The following is a 20,846-nucleotide window of genomic DNA, read 5'->3' on the forward strand; positions in this document are numbered from 1 at the left end:
GGGCCACTTTTTCCCGGATGGCCGTTTTCGTACGCCGTGCGCGGTCGACAATTAAGGGCATGAGCCCACAGGGGGATACGCCCACCACCGGCGAGGACGACTGGTGGGACAAGCTGTACGACCGCTCCGCACCGGACACGGCGTCCGGCACCGCCGCCGGGCCGCCGGGCCGGGGCCGCGCCCCCTGGGAGCCGAAGGGCCCGGCGGACGACCCGCCGGGCGCCCCGCGCACGTTCCGCCTGCCGCGCCCCCGCGTGGAGTACGTCGGCGACGGTCCGCCCACCTACGAGCCCGAGCCGACCGCCCTGCCGGCGGCCCGGGCGGACGAACTGGACCAGCTCGTCGCCGACACCGTGCTGGACGGCGCCCGGTACGGGACGTACACCCTGCGGGCCGCGTCCGTACGGGGCGACTCCGCCCGCTACCGCGGCGAGCCGCGCCGCGACGCGCTGCTCACCGCCCGGTTCGGCACCGGCGAGGCCGCGCTCGTGCTGGTCGCCGTCGCCACCGGCGCGCGCGGCACCGAGCGCGCGCACCTCGCCGCCGCCGACGCCTGCCACTGGATCGGCGAAGCCGTCGGCCGCAGTCACGCGCGGCTCGCCGACGACATCCGGGCCGGCCGCCGCGGCGACCTCAAGTCGGGGCTGCACCGGCTCACCGACCGCTCCTACGGCAGGCTCCGCGCCCGCGCCGCCGACCTGGGCGTGGCGCCCGGGGAGTACACCGCCGGGCTGCGCTGCCTGCTGCTGACCGCGGACCCCGGCTGCCGCACCCGGGTGTTCTTCGGCGTCGGCGAGGGCGGGCTGTTCCGCCTCCGTGACGGTGTCTGGCAGGACATCGAACCGCCGGTTCCGGATGCGGCCGCCATGACCGGCGAGCCCGTCGTCGGCTACGGCTCCCCGCCCGCCGAGACCCGGGACGGCGACCGGCTGACCATGGACCTCGGCATCACGACGCCCCCGTCCCCGTACGCCGAGGACCCCGTCCCGCCACCGGTCGAACCGTTCCGCTTCCGTGCCTCCGTCGCCCGCCCCGGCGACACCCTGCTGCTGGTCGGCCCGGGGCTGGCCGAGCCGCTGCGCGGCGAACCCACCCTCGCCGAGGAGCTCGCCCGGCGCTGGGGTACGGGCGAACCGCCCGGCCTCGCGCAGTTCCTGGCGGACACCCAGCTGAGGGTGAAGGGGTACGCCGATGACCGTACGGGCGCGGCGATCTGGGAGGCGTAACGGCGCCCGTCGTGCATGGATGGATCCATGGGCAAACAGAGTGTGGCAGAACAGTTCGTCGACATCCTCGTCCGCGCAGGGGTGCGGCGGCTGTACGGGGTCGTCGGGGACAGTCTGAACCCGGTCGTCGACGCGATCCGCCGAACCCGCGGAATCGACTGGATCCAGGTCCGGCACGAGGAGACCGCCGCGTTCGCGGCCGGCGCCGAGGCCCAGATCACGGGCAGCCTCGCGGCCTGTGCGGGTTCCTGCGGCCCCGGCAACCTCCACCTCATCAACGGCCTCTACGACGCCCACCGCTCGATGGCCCCCGTCCTGGCGCTCGCCTCCCACATCCCCTCCGGCGAGATCGGGCTCGGCTACTTCCAGGAGACCCACCCCGACCGGCTGTTCCAGGAGTGCAGCCACTACAGCGAACTGATCTCCAGCCCGAAGCAGATGCCCAGGCTGCTCCAGACGGCCATCCAGCACGCCGTCGGCCGCAGCGGCGTCAGCGTGGTCTCCCTGCCCGGTGACATCGCCTCCGAGCAGGCGCCGGAGAAGGCGGTGGAGCACGCACTCGTCACCTCCCGCCCGACGGTGCGCCCCGGCGAGGCCGAGATCGACGCCCTGGTCCGGCTCATCGACGACGCCGACAAGGTCACGCTGTTCTGCGGCAGCGGCACCAAGGGCGCACATCCGGAGGTCATGCAGTTCGCTGAACGGATCAAGTCGCCGGTCGGGCACGCCCTGCGCGGCAAGGAGTGGATCCAGTACGACAACCCCTACGACGTGGGGATGAGCGGGCTCCTCGGGTACGGCGCCGCCTACGAGGCCACGCACGAGTGCGACCTGCTGATCCTGCTGGGCACCGACTTCCCGTACAACGCCTTCCTGCCCGACGACGTGAAGATCGTCCAGGTGGACGTCCGGCCCGAGCACCTCGGGCGCCGTTCCAAGCTCGACCTGGCCGTGTGGGGCGATGTCCGAGAGACGCTGCGCTGCCTCACCCCGCGCGTACGGGCCAAGACGGACCGCAGGTTCCTCGACAAGATGCTGAAGAAGCACGCCGACGCCCTGGAAGGCGTCGTCAAGGCGTACACGCGGAAGGTGGAGAAGCACAGGCCGATCCATCCCGAGTACGTGGCGTCGGTCCTGGACGAGATCGCCGACGACGATGCGATCTTCACCATTGACACGGGTATGTGCAACGTGTGGGCGGCGCGCTACCTCACCCCCAACGGGCGGCGCCGGATCATCGGTTCGTTCAGCCACGGCTCGATGGCCAACGCCCTGCCGCAGGCGATCGGCGCACAGTTCACCGACCGCAAGCGGCAGGTCGTCTCCATGTCGGGCGACGGCGGATTCTCCATGCTGATGGGCGACTTCCTGAGCCTGGTCCAGCACGACCTGCCGGTGAAGGTGGTGCTGTTCGACAACTCCTCGCTGGGCATGGTCGAGTTGGAGATGCTGGTGGCCGGCCTGCCCTCGTACGGCACCACCAACCACAACCCCGACTTCGCGGCGATCGCCCGTGCCGCAGGGGCGTACGGCGTGCGGGTGGAGAAGCCCAAGGAGCTCGCGGGCGCGCTCAAGGACGCCTTCAGGCACAAGGGCCCGGCGCTCGTCGACGTGGTGACCGATCCCAACGCGCTGTCCATCCCGCCGAAGATCAAGGCGGAGATGGTGACCGGCTTCGCCCTCTCGGCCAGCAAGATCGTGCTGGACGGGGGAGTGGGCCGGATGCTCCAGATGGCCCGCTCCAACCTCCGTAACGTCCCCAGGCCCTGACGAGCCGCGGGGCGACGATCCGGGACGGACGCGGCACGAGGTCCTCGGCGGAGAACCGCCTGCCGTGCACCAGCCGTGGGACGGTCGGCGCGAGCGGGAGGCGGGCCGCGTACGCGCGGGGCGCACATACTGGCGCATGGCCGTTCGAGGCCCTTCCACCAGGTGGCGGTCGCCGTGCAGCACGGCTCCTCCTCCGGTCGGTCACCGCCCGGACTCCGCTCCGCGCGGCCTGCCGGGGACTTACCCCGGTGCGCCCCCCGGGCGCCCCCCGCACCGGCGAATCCACAGGCGTGACGGCGCGTAGGCGGGGGCATGCATCCCGTGAACCTGTTCGAGGAGAAGGGCCGACGACGTGCGGGTGGGGGAAATGATGGGACGTCAGGGAGGGGCTGGACCCGTAACCGACGGGCGGGTTCCCGGAGCGGAACGGCACGGGAGGCTCGTGCGGTGGCGCCGGCACGTGGGGGGCACGGACCTGGCGGCGGTGCCGGAGGTGAGGCATGCGCTGCGCGAGCTGCTGCGGCACTGGGGCGAACCGGGTGCGGCGGGCGTCGCGGAGCTGCTGGCCAGCGAGCTGGTGACCAACGCGCTGATACACACCGAGCACGGCGCGGTGGTCACGGCCACTATGACCCCCTCGACGCTGCGGGTGGAGGTACGGGACTTCGCCACCGACCTGCCCGCCCCGTGCAGCCCCGCCGACGACGACGGTACGCACGGCAGAGGCCTGGTCCTGGTGCAGGGGCTCGCCGACGCCTGGGGCGTACTCACCCACGGCGTGGGGAAGATCGTCTGGTTCGAGCTGTCCGCGGGTGCCATCGCACCCGCCAGGACGTAACAGGGCGGGGCCCGCTCGACCGGCGGGGCCCCGCCCTGTGGACCGGTCAGCCGAACTGCTGCTCCAGGTCCTTGAGTTTCTGCTCCAGCGAGTCGAGCCGGGGCAGCGTCTGTGTGTCGTCCTCGGCGGTGAGGTCGACCGTACGGGGCGGATCAGTGCCCTTCACGGCCTGGAGGGAGGGCCGGGACGGGGATGGCAGGTGTCCCCGGTCGGATATGGCGGGCTCCGCGACGGACGCCCCGACGGCGGCCGGGGCGGAGCCCCCCAGGGAGTTCGCGGGGTTCACGGCCTGGACGTCGACCTGGGTGGCGTTCATCGTCGGGACGTCGACCTGGCGGCCGCCGCGCCCGAGCCCCCAGGCCCGGTGCTGGCGGTTGAACGCCTTCAGACGCGCCCGTTCCAGCTTCTGGTGCTCGCGCCGACGCTGCCGGTCCTGCTCCTTCTGCCGCCGGTCCTCGCGGACCTCGTCGACCGCCTCGTCCAGGGTGCGTACGCCTTCCAGGAGCATCAACGACCAGGCGCCGAACGTCTCGCGGGGTGCCCTCAGCCACCGCACGATCCGGATCTGTGGCAGCGGCCGGGGCACCAGGCCCTGCTCGCGCAGCGCGGACCGGCGGGTCTGCTTCAGCGCCCGGTCGAACAGCACGGCCGCCGACAGCGACATGCCCGCGAAGAAGTGCGGGGCGCCCGCGTGGCCGATGCCGCGCGGGGCGTGCACCCAGTTGAACCAGGCGGCCGCGCCCGCGAACGTCCACACCAGCAAGCGGGAGCCGAGCGCCGCGTCACCGTGGCTGGCCTCGCGCACCGCGAGGACCGAGCAGAACATGGCGGCGCCGTCGAGACCGAAGGGGACCAGGTACTCCCAGCCTCCGGACAGGCTCAGGTTCTGCCGGCCGAAGCCGACCAGGCCGTGGAAGGAGAGCGCGGCGGCGACCGCCGCACAGCAGAAGAGCAGCAGGTAGGAGGCGGTGCCGTAGACCGCTTCCTTGCGGCGGCGGCGCTCTTCGCTGCGTTCCCAGGAGTCGTCGGCCGCGGCCTTCTCGCCGACGCGCTTGCCGCGCGTGAGCACTGCCACCGCCACCAGGACTCCCACCAGCATCACGCCACCCGGAAGCAGCCAGTCCAGCGCTATGTCGGTCAGTCTCATGCGGTGTCCCTTGCATCGCTCGCGGTAGGGCGTTTCGGCGCCATAGTGGCCGAAGGCCGCCGAGCCCCACGGGGTTTCGGAGCAAGAGAACGCCATCGTGGCCGCAGGGCATACGAATAGGTGCGATCTGCTCGAACGGCCGTATGCAGCAGGGGAGTTGCGTTCGATTTATGACACCCGGTCGGGTGGCATGGATGTCAGCCGGAGGTCACGCCGATGCGCTCAACCTGGCGACGCGGTCGGCGTCGCAAGTGCGCGGACAGGTGACACAGGTGTCCTCGGGGCGCAGGGTGTAGAAGAGGCAGCAGCTCGCCCGGTCCCGGGTCGGCAGCGGCGTGCCGTCCGGGCCGGCCAGCTCGCGGAAGCCGGCCGTGCCGACGTACGGCTTCGCCGTGCCCGACCCCGGCAGCAGCAGTCCCAGCTCCGCCATGGCCCGGGGCTCCTCGCCCAGCAGGTGCCCGATGTACCACAGGCCCTCGACGATCTCGTCGGTCGCCATGCCCCACAGGGCCCGCTTGCCGCGCCGCATCCGCGGCCCGAAGCCCTCCAGCACCGGCCCCAGGTGCTCGGCGACAGCCGCCCGCACCTCGCCGCGCAGCGCCTCCTCGTCCGGCACGACCCGGGCCCCCGGCAGCGCGGCGGCGGGGTCACCGGGCAGGCAGGCGAACTCCCGCACCCGTACCGTCATCCGGCCCAGCGCCCGCTGGAACGCCACGTCCCCGACCGGCAGGCGCGGCACCCGGCGGTGCAGGAACCACGGCACGGTCATCAGCAGGCAGGCGGGCCAGGCATACCGGTGCAGACCGAAACTGGCCACGACGTCCGGGCGGGCCTGCTGTCCGTAGTCCCGCAGCACCTGGGCGTTGTCCCAGGCGAGGAACGCGTCCAGGGCGGCACCGCCCGCCGCCAGCTCGTCCGCGCCCACCCAGCCGGCGCCCCGGGGGGCCGGTTCTCCGTCCGCCAGCTCCTGCACGCGCAGCCCTGGGAAGACCTCCGCCAGACGGGCGTACGCGCTCGAGACGGGCGACGTCGTAGCGGCGGGAGCAGCGGGGAGAAGCGCGGGAGCGGACATGTGGGGGACCACCGAATCGCGATCGTTAGCAGGTAAGCCTTACCTTACCCGATCTGATCGATGTGTGAACGGTGTCCTTGTGCGCCTATGGTGCACAGGGGTCCCTCATGCCGCGAGCCGGGCCCCTCGTACGCATCGCCAGGAGGACCCGAGTGGAGCAGGGCAGAACGCGCGACACCGCGCCGTCACACCCGGTGCCGCCGCGCCCGGCGACGCCGCATCCCACCCCGTCGCATCCGGTGCCGCACCGGGCGCCGTCGCACCCGGCACCGGAGCCGCACACCGACGTCCGGGTGCCCGAGCAGACCCGCGGCGAACACACCCACAGCGAGCCCCCGGCCCCCCGCCTCGTGCAGCGCCACTCCGTACGCGGCCAGATCCTCGAAGCCCTCCGCACCGCCCTGGTCGGCGGCGAGCTGGTCCCCGGCGAGGTCTACTCCGCCCCCGCCCTGGGCGCCCGCTTCGGCGTCTCCGCCACCCCCGTACGCGAGGCCATGCAGCAACTCGCGGTCGAGGGCGCGGTCGAGGTCGTACCGAACCGGGGCTTCCGCGTCACCGAACGCACCCCGCGCGAACTGGCCGAGCTCGCCGAGGTCCGCGCCCTGCTCGAAGTCCCCGTCATGCTGCGGCTGGCCCGTACCGTCCCGGCCGAGCGCTGGAGCGAGCTGCGGCCCCTCGCCGAGGCCACGTCCGCCGCCGCCGCCCGTGGCGACCGCGCCCACTACGCCGAGTCCGACCGTGCCTTCCACCGCGCCGTCCTCGCCCTGGCCGGCAACGAACAGCTCGTCGCCGTCGCCGAGGACCTGCACCGCCGGTCCCAGTGGCCCCTGGTGGCCGGCCCGGCGATCCGGCGGGCGGACCTGGTAGCCGACGCGGCCGAGCACTCGGCGCTGCTCGACGCGCTGATCGCCCAGGACCTCCCGGTCGTCCAGTCGCTGGCGCGCGAACACTTCACCAGCGCGAAGTGAGCATGCGCGTTGCCGTGTGGGAGGTGGCGAACCGGCTGGGCGTCGTCGCCGGGACGCCCGGCGAGCTGCTCTCGGCGCTGCTGGCCGGCCCGCGCCGGACGGTACGGGTGCCCCTGCCGCCGGACCACGAGCTCGTACGGACCCTGCTGCCCCTCGGCCACGTCGACGTCGTCCTCGACGAGCCGCCCGCGCCCGGACCCGCGGCGCCCGTCGACCTCGACGACCCGGCCGCCGTCTGCCGGGCCGACCCCGTCCGCGTCACCGAGGCGTACGAAGCCGACCCCGACCCCCACGGCGGCCTGCGCCCCGCCTGGCTGCGCGCCGGCCAGGCGCTGGTCCGCGACCAGCCCTCCGCCGACCGCGCCCTGGTCCTGCTCGCCGCTCTGGACGACGCCGCGGACCCGCGCCTGGGCGCGGCCCTCACCGAGCAGGCCACCGGGGCGCCGTGGAGCCTGGCATGGTCGTCCCGCAGGCCGTGCACCGCGCTGACGACCACGCCCGACGGGCTGCTGGTGGTGCGGGAGGACCGTGTCCTGGCGCTCGCGTGCCTCCCGGACGGCACGCAGGCGGTCCTGGACGAACGGGGCCGCCTGCACCACCGGGGCGGACCGGCCACCCGGCTGACGGACGCGGTGGCGGCCACCCTCGCGAGCCACCCCGCCACCGCGCTGGCGGCCGTGGACGACACGGTGCTGACCGGCGACCGGATGGGCACCGTCCACGCGTTCCGCCTGGACGGGGTGGAGCAGGCGGCGCTGCACCCCGGCCGCGTCACCGCCCTGACGGCGACGGCGGCGACCACCACGGTGTACAGCGGCGGAACGGACGGCACGGTACGCGCCTGGCAGCCCGGCCGAGCGCCCGCCCGGGCCGCGGTGGCGCGCCGCCCGTATCCGGTCGTCGCCCTGCACGCCAGAGGCCGGCTCCTCGCGATCGCCTGGGCGGACGGTCTGGTCCAGCTCCATCGCCTCGCCACGGGCGAGACCGTGCCTTTCCGCCCCGGTCCTCGTATCCGCGCGGTGGCCGTGACCGCCGACGGCTCCCTGGCGGTGGGACTGGACGACGCGGTGCTCTGCCTGAGCCCGCCCGGCGACTCGCGCGGCCGGCGGCACCGTCCGTACCGCATGCCGTAAGGGGCCTCGCCCCACCTGCCCTTCGCCGGGATCGTCACCCGCCCGTCTTCGGGATCGCCGCCACCAGTCGGCCGGCCGCCGTGAAGTGGAGGCGGTCCAGGGCATCCCTGCCGTAGGGCCACTTCCATGATCGGTGGAAGGACAGGTCGGTGGGTATGGGGGAGTCCCGCAGGTCCGCCACGTGCGTACCGGGCGGCAGCGCGGTCAGCGCGGCGCGCAGGGGGTCGGGGGTGCCGGACCACTCCTCGACCGGGACGGGACGTGTCCACGGCTCGCCGGTGTTGGGCATGAACCAGTCGGTCGCGGACCGGGCCCTGGAGGCGAAGGAATCGGTGCCGGCGGCTTCACGGGCGATGCGGGCGAGCGTCAGCAGGAGATGCGGCAACGACTCGGCGAGCAGGGACAGTTCGGGCTCCTCCGAGAGCCTGTCCAGGTCCGCGGGGACGGAGACTGCGTACCCCCACGCGCCGGTGTCCGGGTCGATACGAATCTGGGCCAGTGCCGAGGAGTGGGGGTACCGGACGCGGGCGACCGGCCAGTACGTACCGTCGCCACCCATCATGCGGTGCACCTCGGGATCCACCACGTGCTCCGGAGCGCCCGGCAGCAGCCGCAGGGCCGGAAGGCCCGCCATCCGCACCCCGCCGATCTCACGCAGCACGGTGCGGATGTCGTCCGGGACGGGCACCGGCCAGGCGTCCATCTCGGCGTCGGTGCAGCCCTCATCGAGGGTGACCAGCTCGGGGTGCGAGGCGGCCAGGGCGCGCAGCTCGGTCACGGCCAGACGCGCGGCGTCCGCCGGTACGCGATGGCGCCGCACCGGGCGGCCCAGGAAGTCCCCGCTGGGCAGGCTGCGCAGCAACAGTGCCCGGCCACCGCCGACCAGTTCCCACTCGAATTCGCTGCTGCCGGTGTCGGCGGTGTCGTAGTCCAGGGAGTGGTACGGCTCCCACACCAGCCGGCACGGGTAGTCCGGCAGCGCCCGCAGGTCGACCACGTCGGTCAGCTGGTCGCCACCGGCGACCAGCTCCGCGAGCTCCGCGTCCGGGCCCTCGGCGGCCTCGACCGACGGGACGGCCGCGACGGAGGCCTTCGGGGCGGACCGCTCGGTCCCCAGGCCGAGCAGCCAGGCGGTGAACGACGGGGCCTCGACCACGAACTCCGTCTCCTCGCCCCACCCCTCGGCCCGCAGCACCGGACCCCACTCAGCCCCGCGCACCCCCACGACCAGGGCCGTCCCGTCGTCGGGGAAGTCCCCGACGGCCCACTGCTCGTCCGCGAAACGCGGTCCGAACGTGTACCGGACGGCACCCTCCCGCACGCCGCCGATCTCGCGCAGGACGGCACGGACGGGCTCGGGGACGGCGACCGGCCACCCGTCGAGCTCGCTGTCGGGAATGCCGTCGAGGAGTTCGAGTCCTCGTGCGCGGAGGGCCGCTATCGCCGCGAATGCCTGGTCAACGCTGGTGTCGCTCATGGCACCCGATGATGGCAGAGCCCTCTGACAACGCCCTCTGACGGCACCTTCCGACAGTGCCTTCCGACAGTGCCTTGCGACAGCGCCTGACGACAACGCCCTCAGGCTGCCGCCGTGGGTGCCAACCGCGCCGCCAGCCACGTCGGTACGCCGCCGAGCAGATGGAACAGCCGCCGCGCCTCCGCACGCAGCCGCGTCGCCTCCGGTTCCGGTTCGGCGTCCGCGAGGGACGCCAGCGCCGGAGCCGTACCGACCAGGTAGCCGAGCTCCTCGCGCAGCCTCAGCGACTCGGCGAAGCCGTGCCGCGCTTCCGCCAACTCGCCCTCTCGGAGGGCGAGTCCGGCCAGATGCCGCCAGGTGGCGGAGAGCAGCAGCGCGTCGCCCTGGGTGGAGGCGCCCGCGTGGGCGCGGAGGTAGGCGGCGCGGGCGGCCTGTGGGGAGTCGCCGAGGTTCTGGGCGATCAGACCGCGCCGGAAGTCCAGCAGTGGGCGGCCGGGTGCGGACGGGCCGATGAGCGCGGCCGCCCGGCCGAGCGCGGCCCGTGCCTCGTCGGCCCGGTCCCGTACGCCCAGCAGGGTCGACGCGTAGGCGAGGTAGCCGCGTTCGCACGCAGCCGCGCCGCGCTCGTCGTCGGCCCGGGCGATCGCCTCCGCCACCCGCAGGGCGTCCTCCGCCTCGGCCCAGCCCTGCTCGGTGTACAGGCACCGCTCGATCAGCAGGGCCGCGCGCTGGAGGGCGACGGCGGGGTCCGCCGCGCCGGGCGCGAGGAGGGCGGCCGCATCGGTCCAACAGCCGCGCGAGCGCAGCCGCCATACCGCGGTCTGGAGGGGATCGTCGCTTGCGGTCGTTCCGGAACCAGACATGGCGGTATGCGCCACGTTGCCCTCCCCGAGCACGCCATCGAGCTGTTGAGTCCGAAGAATCTCAGCATGGAACGGACGCTCGGCCAAGGGGGCCAGGTGAATTGATTCACAATCACCGGGTGCGTGCGGCCCGCCGTGCGGCGCCCGGGGCGGCCTCCGGCCGGTGCCGGGGTTCCACACGAACGAGTGAAACGGGATCCGGGAGGAACCGGTGGGTGGTGACGGGCGGTTCACGCGGGCGCTCGCCGTCCCGGGATGAGGGACGGGGAGGGCGTGCGGAGAGCGGCTACCGCGCTGGGCGGCGACCTGCCGGAGAACGCACGTCCGCGAGTGCGGTCCGGTCGCGGGGGCCGCGAACGGTGCAGATGGAAACGTTTTGCCCCGGCCGCGCACGACGGCGTCGTCGGCAACCGCCCTCTCCGGTCGCGGAGGAGCCGGCTCCGTATCCGGTGGGAATGACCGGGAAACTCATACGATATGAGCAACGGATCAACGGTTGCGGTGTCCCCCCGAGCCGCGTCTACCTTCCGAGGCACGGCCACCCGCCATTTGCGAGGCGGGTGGTGAACCGAGCAGAAGGAGACGTCATGAAGAAGGCCTACGAGGCACCGACGCTCGTCCGACTGGGGTCGTTCCGCCGGAAGACCGGACTCCTGAAGTTCAGCGGAAACGACCGTCTCGTCCTGAGCAAGAACTGACGGCCGACGGCGATCAACCGGCCTCATGACTGAAGCGCACGAAAGTGCGGGCCCGGGCCCCGGCGCCGCGCAGTTCGCGGTCTTTCCCGACCACGACGACGCGGCCGCCGTGGCCCGGCTCTTCGCCCGCCCCGGTACGCGCACCCTGCCGCACCCCTCGGGGCGCCCCTGGCTCGTCGGACACTGGCACGACGAGGAGGTGGTGACCGCCCGGGCGGGTTCCGCCGCACTCGCCCTCGTCGGCCGCACCACCCTCGACCCGGACGCGCTGCGCCACCACGCCGCGCGGCTGCGGGACCTCGCCCAGCTCGACGCGCCCGCCCGTACGCTCCCCGGCAGCTTCCACCTGATGGCCACGCTCGACGGGCGGCTGCGGGCCCAGGGCACCGCGTCCGGCCTCCGGCTGGTCTTCCACACGCGGATCGACGGCGTGGCCGTCGCCGCCACCCGCGCGGATGTGCTCGCCGCCGCGCTGGACCTCGCCCCGGACGAGGAGCAGCTCGCCGCACGGCTGCTGTGGCCCGTCCCCCACCCGCTCGGCGAGGCCTCCATGTGGCGTGGCGTCACCGCCGTACCGCCGGGCGACGCGCTCGTCGTCGCGGCGGACGGGCACACCGTGCGCCACTCGCGCTGGTGGACGCCCCCGGAGCCGGTCCGGACGCTCGCCGCCGGCGCCCCACGGGTCCGCGAAGTCCTCATCGAGGCCGTCGACGCCTGTACCCGTGAGGGCGGTGTGGTCAGCTGCGACCTGTCCGGCGGGCTGGACTCCACGACCATCTGCTTCCTCGCCGACCGGTCGCCCGCCCGGGTGGTGGCCAGCACCTGGCCCGGACGCGACCCCGCCGACACCGACCTCCAATGGGCCGAACGGGCGGCCCGGTTCCTGCCGGACACCGAACACGTGGTCTGGGACGCCGATGCCTCCCCGCTCGTCTACACCGGCCTGCTGTCCATCGACGACCTGCTGGACGAACCGACGATCGGCGTCATGGACCGCTCACGGGTCCTGCACCACCTGCCCGCCATGGCCGAGCGGGGGAGCAGGCTGCACCTGACCGGTATCGGGGGCGACCACGTGGCCTGGTGTTCCGAGGCCTACTACCACCGACTCGCCCGCAGGCGGCCGCTGTTCGCCCTCCGGCAGCTGCGCGGGTTCCGGGCGCTGTGGCAATGGCCGCTCGGCGGTACCCTCCGGGCCCTGGCCGACTCCCGGCCCTACCGGACCTGGCTCGCGGACGCCGGCCACCACCTGTACGACCCGCTCCCCGACTCGGTCACCTCCGGCCTCGGCTGGGGCGTACCCCCACGTCTCTTCGACTGGGTGACGCCCGACGCGGCCCGGACGGCGCGGCGGATGCTGCGGGAGGCCGCCGACTCCGCGACGCCGCTGCACCCGGACCGGGGCCTGCACGCCGACCTGGAACAGATCCGCTCCTGCACGCGCGTCATCCGGCAGTGGGACCGGATGGCCGCCCGCGCCGGGGTGCCGATGGCCTCGCCGTTCCTCGACGACCGGGTGATCGAGGCGTGCCTCGCCGTCCGTCCCGAGGAACGCGTCACCCCCTGGGCGTACAAGCCGCTGCTCACCGCCGCCATGCGCGGCATCGTGCCGGACGTGTGCCTGCGCCGCACCAACAAGGCCGCCGCCTCCATGGACGCCGCCGACGGGCTGCGACGGCACCGCGCCGACCTGATGGCGCTCTGGGAGGACTCGCACCTCGAACGGCTCGGCCTGGTGGACGGCGAGGCGCTGCGCCGGCTCGCCCAGCGGCCGTCCGCACCGGGGCTGCGCGACGCCATCCTCTACTCGACGATCGCCTGCGAAGTCTGGCTGCGCGCGCTCGCGCTCCGGACGGCGCCCTCGACGGAAGGGAAGTCACCATGGCACTGCGCTTCGGCGCCGACGTCTCCACCACGGAAACGCGGTACGGCACCGTCCTCCTGGACCAACGCAGCGGGCACTACTGGGAGCTGAACCCCACCGGAACGCTGATCGTCCGCGTGCTGATGGAGGGCGGCGACGAAGCGGCCGCCGCCGACGCGCTCGTCGACGCGTACGACATCGACCGGCCGAGGGCCGAGCAGGACGTCGCCCTACTGGTGGCCGAACTGCGCAGCTCGGGGCTGGCCGCATGACCACGCCGAGCGCCCTGGAGATCCCCGTCGGCGTGCCCTTCTCCCGTCGGCTGGCCGCCCGGCTGGTCCTGGTCCCCGCCGTCCTGCTCTCCCTGCTGCCGCCGCGCCGCATCCGCGCGGTGCTGGAGGTGGTCCGGCGCGGGGCGCGGCCCGCCACCGCCGCCCGGGCGCGGGCCGCCCGCGACGCCGTCTGCGCGGTGAGCCTGCGGTGCGCCGGACCGCGCGGATGCCTGCCCCGCTCGCTGGGCGCCGCGCTGCTGTGCCGGCTGTCGGGCACCTGGCCCACGTGGTGCACGGGGGTGAGCGTGGTGCCTCCCTTCACCGCGCACGCCTGGATCGAGGCGGAAGGGCGCCCCGTCGGTGAGCCGATGCCCGACGACTACTTCGCGCGCCTGCTCGCCGTGGGCCCCGCGACGGTGACCGGCGGGCGGAGGCCGCCACCGGGCGGTGACGGACCAGGGCGGTGACGGACCGCCACGCCCGGTGACCGGCCCCGGTGGCGGGCCGTGGCGGCGGGGCTAGGACGCCCAGTGGGCCGGGCGGGTGAGCCGCGCGGGCGGCACCGTGCGGGCATCGCCCTTCGCGGCGTTCAGCTGCGGCTGGGTGACGAAGAACGCGCCGGTGAGGTCGGCCCCCGCGAGCCGCGCGTCGCGGAGGTCGGCGCCGAGGAGGTCGGCCCCGCGCAGGTCGGCGCCGCTGAGGTCGGCGGCGATGAGGCAGGCGCCGCGCAGGCTCGCGCCGCGCAGGTCCGCCCCGGTGAGGCGGGCGCCCATGAGGTCGGCGCCGCGGCGGTTCTTCTTCCGGCCGCGGGCGCCGGGGACGCCCGACCGGGCGAGTTCGCTGGTGCGCGACAGCAGGTCGCCCACGACGGCACGGTGGGCCGCGACGTCCAGCTCGGCCAGCTCCTCCGGGGAGAGGAGCGTGAGCCGCTCGGTCTCGCCGAGGACGCGGCGTACCTCGCCGTGCAGGGAACGCGCGGGCTCCAGCGTCAGCGCCTCGGTCAGGTACGCGAGCAGTTCGTGCAGGTGGCGTACGGCGGGGAAGGCGGCGAACATCCGCCGTGCCGTGTCCGGGTCCTGCCGCCAGTCCCGGCCGCCGAAGGTGACCTGGGAGACCTTCTGGCCGGCGCCGAAGCAGTCGTACACCGTGCAGCCGGAGAAGCCCCGGTCGCGCAGCCGTTCGTGGATGCCGCACCGGAAGTCGGTGGCCAGGTTGGCGCACGGGGTGCCGGCGGGCTTGTCGACGGCGAAGTCCGCCGAGGCGGCGAAGGGCAGCGCGACGCAGCACAGGCCGAAGCAGTTCGCGCAGTCGCCGCGGAGCGCGTCCGCCGGCGAGGCGGCCTGGGATGTGGTCTGCGAGGTGGCCTGCGGCTCCGTCCGGGAGGCCGCCTGGGTGTCCGCTCGTCCGGACATCACGGGGTGTACCGCTCTCTCTTGATGGTGATGACGTCGCGTCAGGACATGCGCAGGGCCAGGAAGAAGTCCAGCTTGTCCTCCAGCCGTGACAGGTCACGTCCCGTCAGCTGCTCGATCCTGCCCACCCGGTACCGGAGCGTGTTCACATGCAGGTGCAGCCGGCTGGCGCATCGGGTCCAGGAGCCGTCGCAGTCCAGGAACGCCTCCAGCGTAGGGATCAGCTCCGCGCGGTGTCGCCGGTCGTAGTCGCGCAGCGGGTCCAGCAGCCGGGCGGTGAAGGCGCGCCGCACGTCGTCCGGCACGAACGGCAGGAGCAGCACGTGCGAGGCCAGCTCGTGGTGCCCCGCCGCGCAGACCCGCCCCGGCCGCGCCGCCGCCACGCGCCGGGCGTGCCGCGCCTCCTCCAGGGCGCCGCGCAGTCCCTCGGCCGAGTGCACGGCGGCGCTGACGCCCAGGGTCAGGCGCCCGTCGTCCGCGAGGCCCGCCGACAGGGGGCCGCGCACGGAGGAGAGCAGGGCGTCCGCGTGCAGTCCGCCGCCGTCGACGGCGGGGCCCGCCTCGTCCTCCTCCGACTCCGGCGGACCGGGCACCGCGGGCAGCGGTACCAGGGCGATCGCCTCGTCGCCGGTGTGGGCGACCGCGATCCGGTCGGCCGAGTCCGGGCCGGAGGTGGCGGGGTCGACCAGGATCTCCTCCAGCAGCGACTGGGCGACCGGCCCGGCCTCGATGCCCGGCGCGCCCGTACCGCCCTCGCCCCACTCGACCCGCGCCACCACGACCTGCCAGTGCGGCGCCGTGCCGAGTCCGGGCAGCAGCACCGGCGCGGCCACCCGCAGACGTGCGGCGATCTCGGCGGGGGCGGCGCCCGTCTGCACCAGCTCCAGGACCTCCTGGGCCAGCCGTCGCCGTACCGTACGTGCCGCGTCCCGCCGGTCCCGTTCCACGGCGATCAGCTGGGTGACGCCCTGGAGCAGGTCCAGCCGGGCGGCCGGCCAGTCACCGGCGTCCGCCTCGACGGCCAGCAGCCAGTCGGACAGCACCGTCTCCCGCACGTCCCGTGCGGCGGGGGCGGCACCGCGCCCGGTGTTCCGGATCGGGAAGAGCGAGTACGTGGCTCCGCGCACGACCGCCCGGTGCGGACCGCGCCGCCCGGTGCGGGTGGCGGACAGGTGCTCACCGGCCAGGACGGCGCCGATCTCGGCGGGCAACGGCGCGCCCGCGCCGGCGATCTGACGCCCGGTCGGTGACAGCACCCAGGCGTGAAGGTCCAGGTCGGAGCCGAGCAGGTCGAGCACCACCTCCGGTCCGCCGCCCGCCGGCCCGGAGGTCATCAGCCTCCTGTGGCGATCCACGACAGCCGCGAGATCACCGGCCCGTTCGCCCGACACCTGTCGAACAACGTGCTCCGTGATCGTTGCGAACGCAACGGACTCGTTTACTGCGAACAGGGGGAGCCGGTGGCGCAAACACGCCTGCACCAGATCATCCGGGATCGCCCCCAGTTCGGCCTCGCCGGCCGCCAGGCCCGCCACCCCGGCGCTCGCCAGGATCCGGGCGAAGGGCTCGGAGTCCGCCGCGTCTCGCCGCCAGGCGAGGCCGGTCAGCACCAGTTCGCCGCCGGAGAGGTACCTGCTGGGGTCCCGCAGGTCCGTCGTCATCACGCCGCGGACCGTGCGGTCCAGCTCGTCCTCGCCGCCGAGCAGCCGCAGCCCCAGCGCATCGGTTTCCAGCAGTGCGCGCAGCCGCATGTGATCGCCGCCGATCTGTCTCGTGGGTGTCTCGTTGTTGCCGGTGACCTGTGGCCACCGTTTCCGGGGGGAAACGGAGAGGCTACTGCTCCTCGCCTTTCGTTCGAATCTACAAGACGGAGAGGGCGACCAGCCAACTGCTTCATGGTTTCGGTGACTGCACCGGGCGGAGCACCGCTGGGTGTACTTGGGCCACAACGCGTTAACAGCACATGAACATGAACACGAAGACGTGGGCCGGCCGTCCCCCGAGCCCCAGCGAACCAACTGATCACGCGGAACCCGGAACCAGTCGATCACCAGGATCACGGACCGCCGGACCACTGATCACCGGATCACGTAGAAGAGAGCCACTCATGGACTTCCTTCGCCCCGCTAGCTGGGAGGAGGCGCTCGCCGCGAAGGCCGAGCACCCCACGGCTGTGCCCATCGCGGGTGGCACCGATGTCATGGTCGAGATCAATTTCGACCACCGGCGGCCCGAGTACCTGCTGGACCTGAACCGCATCGAGCTGCTCCGCGAGTGGGAGGTCGGCGAGGAGAACGTCCGGCTGGGCGCCTCCGTCCCGTACACCCACATCATGGAGAACCTGCGGGCCGAGCTGCCGGGCCTGGCGCTCGCCTCGCACACCGTGGCCTCGCCGCAGATCCGCAACCGCGGTGGTGTCGGTGGCAACCTGGGTACGGCCTCCCCGGCCGGCGACGCGCACCCCGCCCTGCTGGCGGCCGGTGCCGAGGTGGAGGTGGAGTCGGTGCGCGGCTCCCGCTTCATCCCGATCGACGAGTTCTACACGGGTGTGAAGCGCAATGCGCTGGCGCCGGACGAGCTCATCAAGACCGTGCACATCAAAAAGGCCGACGGCCCGCAGCAGTACTCCAAGGTGGGTACCCGCAACGCGATGGTGATCGCGGTGTGTGCGTTCGGTCTGGCGCTGCACCCGGAGACCCGGACCGTGCGGACCGGTATCGGCTCGGCCGCCCCCACGCCCGTGCGGGCGAAGGAGGCCGAGGAGTTCCTGAACGCCGCACTCGAAGAGGGCGGGTTCTGGGAGAGCGGCAAGATCATTACTCCCTCGATCGCGAAGCAGTTCGCGGAGCTCGCCTCCGGTGCCTGCAACCCGATCGACGACGTGCGGGGCACGGCCAAGTACCGCCGCCACGCGGTCGGCATCATGGCCCGCCGCACGCTCGGCTGGACCTGGGAGCAGTACCGCGGCACCGGCCGCACCCTTGAAGGAGCTGCATAAGCATGCGCGTGAATTTCACGGTCAACGGACGTCCGCAGGAAGCCGACGACGTCTGGGAGGGCGAGTCCCTGCTCTACGTTCTGCGTGAGCGCCTGGGCCTGCCCGGTTCGAAGAACGCCTGTGAGCAGGGCGAGTGCGGCTCCTGTACGGTCCGCCTGGACGGCGTCCCGGTCTGCTCCTGCCTCGTGGCCGCCGGTCAGGTCGAGGGCCGCGAGGTCGTCACCGTCGAGGGCCTCGCCGACTACGCCAAGCAGCGTGCCGAGCACAGCGGCGCGTGTGGCACGGGCGCGTGCGGCTCGTCCGGTACGTCCCTCCAGGAAGCCCAGGGCTGGTCCGCCAAGGGCACCGACTCGCAGACCGGTGAGGGCGCCGAGCTCTCCCCGATCCAGCAGGCCTTCATCGACGCGGGCGCCGTGCAGTGCGGTTTCTGCACCCCGGGCCTGCTGGTCGCGGCCGACGAGATGCTGGAGCGCAACCCCTCCCCGTCCGACGAGGACATCCGCGAGGCGCTCTCCGGCAACCTCTGCCGCTGCACCGGTTACGAGAAGATCCTGGACGCCGTCCGCCTCGCGGCCGCCCGTCAGGAACGTCAGGGAGAGGCGGTCTGACCATGTCGCAGAACACCCGAGTCGCCGCCGCCCCGGCCGGCACTCCCACCAAGGTCACCCAGGGTTCCCAGACCAAGGGCGGCATCGGCGAGTCCACGCTCCGCCCGGACGGCACCCTGAAGGTCACCGGCGAGTTCGCCTACTCCTCGGACATGTGGCACGAGGACATGCTGTGGGGCCAGATCCTGCGCTCCACGGTCGCGCACGCCGAGATCGTCTCCATCGACACCTCCGAGGCCCTCGCCCAGGCCGGTGTGTACGCCGTCCTCACCTACGAGGACCTGCCCACCGAGGTGAAGAACTACGGCCTGGAGATCCAGGACACCCCGGTCCTCGCCAACGGCCGGGTACGCCACCACGGCGAGCCGGTGGCCCTGGTCGCCGCCGACCACCCGGAGACCGCGCGCCGCGCGGCCGCCAAGATCAAGGTCGAGTACAAGGAGCTGCCCGTCGTCACCGACGAGGCCTCCGCGACCGCCCCCGACGCGCCGCTGCTGCACCCGGGCCGCGACGACCACCACGCCGGTCACGTCCCGCACCCGAACATCGTGCACCGGCAGCCGATCATCCGCGGCAACGCCGACGAGGCGGCCAAGAAGGCGGACGTGATCGTCTCCGGCGAGTACGTCTTCGGCATGCAGGACCAGGCCTTCCTCGGCCCCGAGTCCGGCCTGGCCGTGCCCTCGGAGGACGGCGGTGTCGACCTGTACGTCGCCACCCAGTGGCTCCACTCGGACCTCAAGCAGATCGCCCCGGTCCTCGGCCTGCCCGAGGAGAAGGTCCGTATGACGCTCTCCGGCGTCGGTGGTGCGTTCGGTGGCCGCGAGGACCTGTCGATGCAGATCCACGCCTGCCTCCTCGCGCTGCGCACGGGCAAGCCTGTGAAGATCGTCTACAACCGGTTCGAGTCCTTCTTCGGCCATGTGCACCGTCACCCGGCGAAGCTCTGGTACGAGCACGGCGCCACCAAGGACGGCAAGATCACGCACATGAAGTGCCGGATCGTGCTCGACGGCGGCGCCTACGCCTCGGCCTCCCCGGCCGTGGTCGGCAACGCCTCCTCGCTCGCCGTCGGCCCGTACGTGATCGACGACGTCGACATCGAGGCCGTCGCGCTCTACACGAACAACCCGCCGTGCGGTGCCATGCGCGGCTTCGGCGCGGTCCAGGCGTGCTTCGCGTACGAGGCCCAGATGGACAAGCTCGCGAAGAAGCTGGGCATGGACCCGGTGGAGTTCCGCCAGCTCAACGCCATGGAGCAGGGCACCCTGATGCCGACCGGGCAGCCGGTCGACTCGCCCGCCCCGGTCGCCGAGCTGCTGCGCCGGATCAAGGCCCGTCCGCTGCCGCCGGAGCGCCAGTGGGAGTCCACCGAGGGCGCCGACGTCCGCGCGCTGCCGGGCGGTCTGTCCAACACCACGCACGGCGAGGGCGTCGTCCGCGGCGTCGGCTACGCGGTCGGCATCAAGAACGTCGGCTTCTCCGAGGGCTTCGACGACTACTCCACCGCCAAGGTGCGCATGGAGGTCATCAACGGTGAGGCGGTCGCGACCGTCCACACCGCGATGGCGGAGGTCGGCCAGGGCGGTATCACCGTCCACGCGCAGATCGCCCGCACCGAGCTGGGTGTCACCCAGGTGACGATCAACCCGGCCGACACGCAGGTCGGCTCGGCCGGCTCCACCTCGGCCTCCCGCCAGACCTACGTCACCGGCGGCGCGGTCAAGAACTCCTGCGAGCTCGTCCGCGAGAAGGTGCTGGAGATCGGCCGGCGCAAGCTCGGCACGTACCACCCCGCCTGGGCCACCGCAGAGCTGCTGCTCGAGGGCGGCAAGGTGGTCACCGACGGCGGCGAGGTCCTCGCCGACCTGGTGGACGTCCTGGAGGACGAGGTCGTCGAGATCGAGGCCGAGTGGCGGCACCGCCCCACCGAGGCCTTCGACCTGCGCACCGGCCAGGGCAACGGCCACGTCCAGTACTCCTTCGCCGCGCACCGCGCGGTCGTCGAGGTGGACACCGAGCTCGGCCTGGTCAAGGTCATCGAGCTCGCCTGCGCCCAGGACGTCGGCAAGGCCCTCAACCCGCTGTCCGTCGTCGGCCAGATCCAGGGTGGCACCACCCAGGGCCTGGGCGTGGCGGTCATGGAGGAGATCATCGTCGACCCCAAGACCGCGAAGGTGAAGAACCCCTCCTTCACGGACTACCTCATCCCCACGATCCTCGACACCCCGACCATCCCGGTCGACGTGCTCGAACTCGCCGATGATCACGCGCCCTACGGTCTGCGTGGCATAGGAGAGGCCCCGACCCTGTCGTCCACCCCGGCCGTCCTCGCGGCGATCCGGAACGCGACGGGCCTGGAGCTCAACAAGACGCCGGTACGCCCCGAGCACCTCACCGGCACCCTGTAAGCCCTCCGGGCGGTGCGTGCCTCCCGGGAACGTCACACTTCCACCGCCCGCACCGCCCGGAGCATCCCCCCACTCGTCCCCACAACCCC

Annotated in this window: 17 protein-coding genes and 1 pseudogene; 12 read left to right on the plus strand and 6 right to left on the minus strand. The window is 73.2% G+C overall.

The window, feature by feature from the left end:
* Window positions 1–59: 59 nt before the first annotated feature.
* From ABT360_RS19065 to ABT360_RS19075, 3 genes are all read left to right on the plus strand, one after another.
* A complete protein-coding gene (locus ABT360_RS19065; RefSeq protein ID WP_351817378.1) occupies window positions 60–1,226 on the plus strand; it encodes a protein phosphatase 2C domain-containing protein in 1,167 nt (388 codons plus the stop codon).
* 27 nt (window positions 1,227–1,253) lie between these two features.
* Window positions 1,254–2,996, plus strand: a complete 1,743-nt coding sequence (locus tag ABT360_RS19070) for a pyruvate dehydrogenase (protein ID WP_351817380.1) — start codon at window positions 1,254–1,256, stop codon at window positions 2,994–2,996.
* 367 nt (window positions 2,997–3,363) lie between these two features.
* On the plus strand, window positions 3,364–3,834 hold the full coding sequence (locus ABT360_RS19075) for an ATP-binding protein (protein WP_444852274.1): 471 nt from the start codon (window positions 3,364–3,366) through the stop codon (window positions 3,832–3,834).
* Between the two features lie 46 nt (window positions 3,835–3,880).
* Here the strand turns inward: ABT360_RS19075 and ABT360_RS19080 are convergent, their stop codons facing one another.
* Window positions 3,881–4,981, minus strand: coding sequence for a DUF2637 domain-containing protein (locus ABT360_RS19080; protein WP_351817386.1), 1,101 nt, complete (start codon window positions 4,979–4,981; stop codon window positions 3,881–3,883).
* Between the two features lie 208 nt (window positions 4,982–5,189).
* Window positions 5,190–6,053 (minus strand): (2Fe-2S)-binding protein, encoded by an 864-nt coding sequence (locus ABT360_RS19085; RefSeq protein ID WP_351817388.1) that lies wholly within the window; start codon window positions 6,051–6,053, stop codon window positions 5,190–5,192.
* Between the two features lie 152 nt (window positions 6,054–6,205).
* On the opposite strand from ABT360_RS19085, the gene ABT360_RS19090 reads away from it, so the two are divergent.
* Both ABT360_RS19090 and ABT360_RS19095 read left to right on the plus strand, forming a co-directional pair.
* Window positions 6,206–7,021, plus strand: coding sequence for a GntR family transcriptional regulator (locus tag ABT360_RS19090; protein WP_444852275.1), 816 nt, complete (start codon window positions 6,206–6,208; stop codon window positions 7,019–7,021).
* Window positions 7,022–7,023: 2 nt separating this feature from the next.
* On the plus strand, window positions 7,024–8,154 hold the full coding sequence (locus ABT360_RS19095) for a WD40 repeat domain-containing protein (RefSeq protein WP_351817480.1): 1,131 nt from the start codon (window positions 7,024–7,026) through the stop codon (window positions 8,152–8,154).
* Between the two features lie 34 nt (window positions 8,155–8,188).
* Here ABT360_RS19095 and ABT360_RS19100 read toward each other — a convergent pair whose 3' ends face one another.
* Both ABT360_RS19100 and ABT360_RS19105 read right to left on the minus strand, forming a co-directional pair.
* Entirely contained in the window at window positions 8,189–9,631 is a 1,443-nt protein-coding gene (locus tag ABT360_RS19100) for a hypothetical protein (protein WP_351817391.1), read from the minus strand.
* A gap of 101 nt (window positions 9,632–9,732) precedes the next feature.
* On the minus strand, window positions 9,733–10,494 hold the full coding sequence (locus ABT360_RS19105; RefSeq protein ID WP_351817393.1) for a hypothetical protein: 762 nt from the start codon (window positions 10,492–10,494) through the stop codon (window positions 9,733–9,735).
* A 587-nt stretch (window positions 10,495–11,081) separates the two neighbouring features.
* On the opposite strand from ABT360_RS19105, the gene ABT360_RS19110 reads away from it, so the two are divergent.
* The 4 genes and pseudogenes from ABT360_RS19110 (at window position 11,082) to ABT360_RS19125 (ending at window position 13,795) form a co-directional block, all read left to right on the plus strand.
* Window positions 11,082–11,192 carry a keywimysin-related RiPP gene (locus tag ABT360_RS19110; protein WP_351817396.1) on the plus strand — a complete coding sequence of 37 codons (111 nt, stop codon included), beginning with the start codon at window positions 11,082–11,084 and terminating at the stop codon, window positions 11,190–11,192.
* A gap of 25 nt (window positions 11,193–11,217) precedes the next feature.
* A pseudogene (locus tag ABT360_RS19115) lies at window positions 11,218–13,038 on the plus strand (lasso peptide isopeptide bond-forming cyclase); the annotation flags it as partial.
* A gap of 35 nt (window positions 13,039–13,073) precedes the next feature.
* Window positions 13,074–13,328 carry a lasso peptide biosynthesis PqqD family chaperone gene (locus tag ABT360_RS19120; RefSeq protein ID WP_351817399.1) on the plus strand — a complete coding sequence of 85 codons (255 nt, stop codon included), beginning with the start codon at window positions 13,074–13,076 and terminating at the stop codon, window positions 13,326–13,328.
* On the plus strand, window positions 13,325–13,795 hold the full coding sequence (locus ABT360_RS19125; protein ID WP_351817402.1) for a lasso peptide biosynthesis B2 protein: 471 nt from the start codon (window positions 13,325–13,327) through the stop codon (window positions 13,793–13,795). Before ABT360_RS19120 ends, ABT360_RS19125 begins: the two co-directional genes overlap by 4 nt.
* Before the next feature lie 51 nt (window positions 13,796–13,846).
* On the opposite strand, the gene ABT360_RS19130 is transcribed toward ABT360_RS19125, so the two are convergent.
* Together ABT360_RS19130 and ABT360_RS19135 are read right to left on the minus strand one after the other, a co-directional pair.
* Window positions 13,847–14,740, minus strand: coding sequence for a pentapeptide repeat-containing protein (locus ABT360_RS19130; RefSeq protein ID WP_351817405.1), 894 nt, complete (start codon window positions 14,738–14,740; stop codon window positions 13,847–13,849).
* Between the two features lie 41 nt (window positions 14,741–14,781).
* Window positions 14,782–16,491, minus strand: a complete 1,710-nt coding sequence (locus ABT360_RS19135) for a PucR family transcriptional regulator (RefSeq protein ID WP_351817408.1) — start codon at window positions 16,489–16,491, stop codon at window positions 14,782–14,784.
* A gap of 356 nt (window positions 16,492–16,847) precedes the next feature.
* On the opposite strand from ABT360_RS19135, the gene ABT360_RS19140 reads away from it, so the two are divergent.
* The 3 genes from ABT360_RS19140 to pucD are packed head-to-tail and all read left to right on the plus strand — an operon-like array spanning window position 16,848 to window position 20,757.
* Window positions 16,848–17,738 carry an FAD binding domain-containing protein gene (locus ABT360_RS19140; RefSeq protein WP_351817411.1) on the plus strand — a complete coding sequence of 297 codons (891 nt, stop codon included), beginning with the start codon at window positions 16,848–16,850 and terminating at the stop codon, window positions 17,736–17,738.
* A 2-nt stretch (window positions 17,739–17,740) separates the two neighbouring features.
* Window positions 17,741–18,346, plus strand: a complete 606-nt coding sequence (locus tag ABT360_RS19145) for a (2Fe-2S)-binding protein (RefSeq protein WP_351817414.1) — start codon at window positions 17,741–17,743, stop codon at window positions 18,344–18,346.
* 2 nt (window positions 18,347–18,348) lie between these two features.
* Window positions 18,349–20,757, plus strand: a complete 2,409-nt coding sequence (gene pucD, locus ABT360_RS19150) for a xanthine dehydrogenase subunit D (RefSeq protein ID WP_351817417.1) — start codon at window positions 18,349–18,351, stop codon at window positions 20,755–20,757.
* Window positions 20,758–20,846 lie beyond the last annotated feature (89 nt).

Source organism: Streptomyces sp. NPDC000229, from assembly GCF_040300825.1.
Taxonomy (GTDB): domain Bacteria; phylum Actinomycetota; class Actinomycetes; order Streptomycetales; family Streptomycetaceae; genus Streptomyces.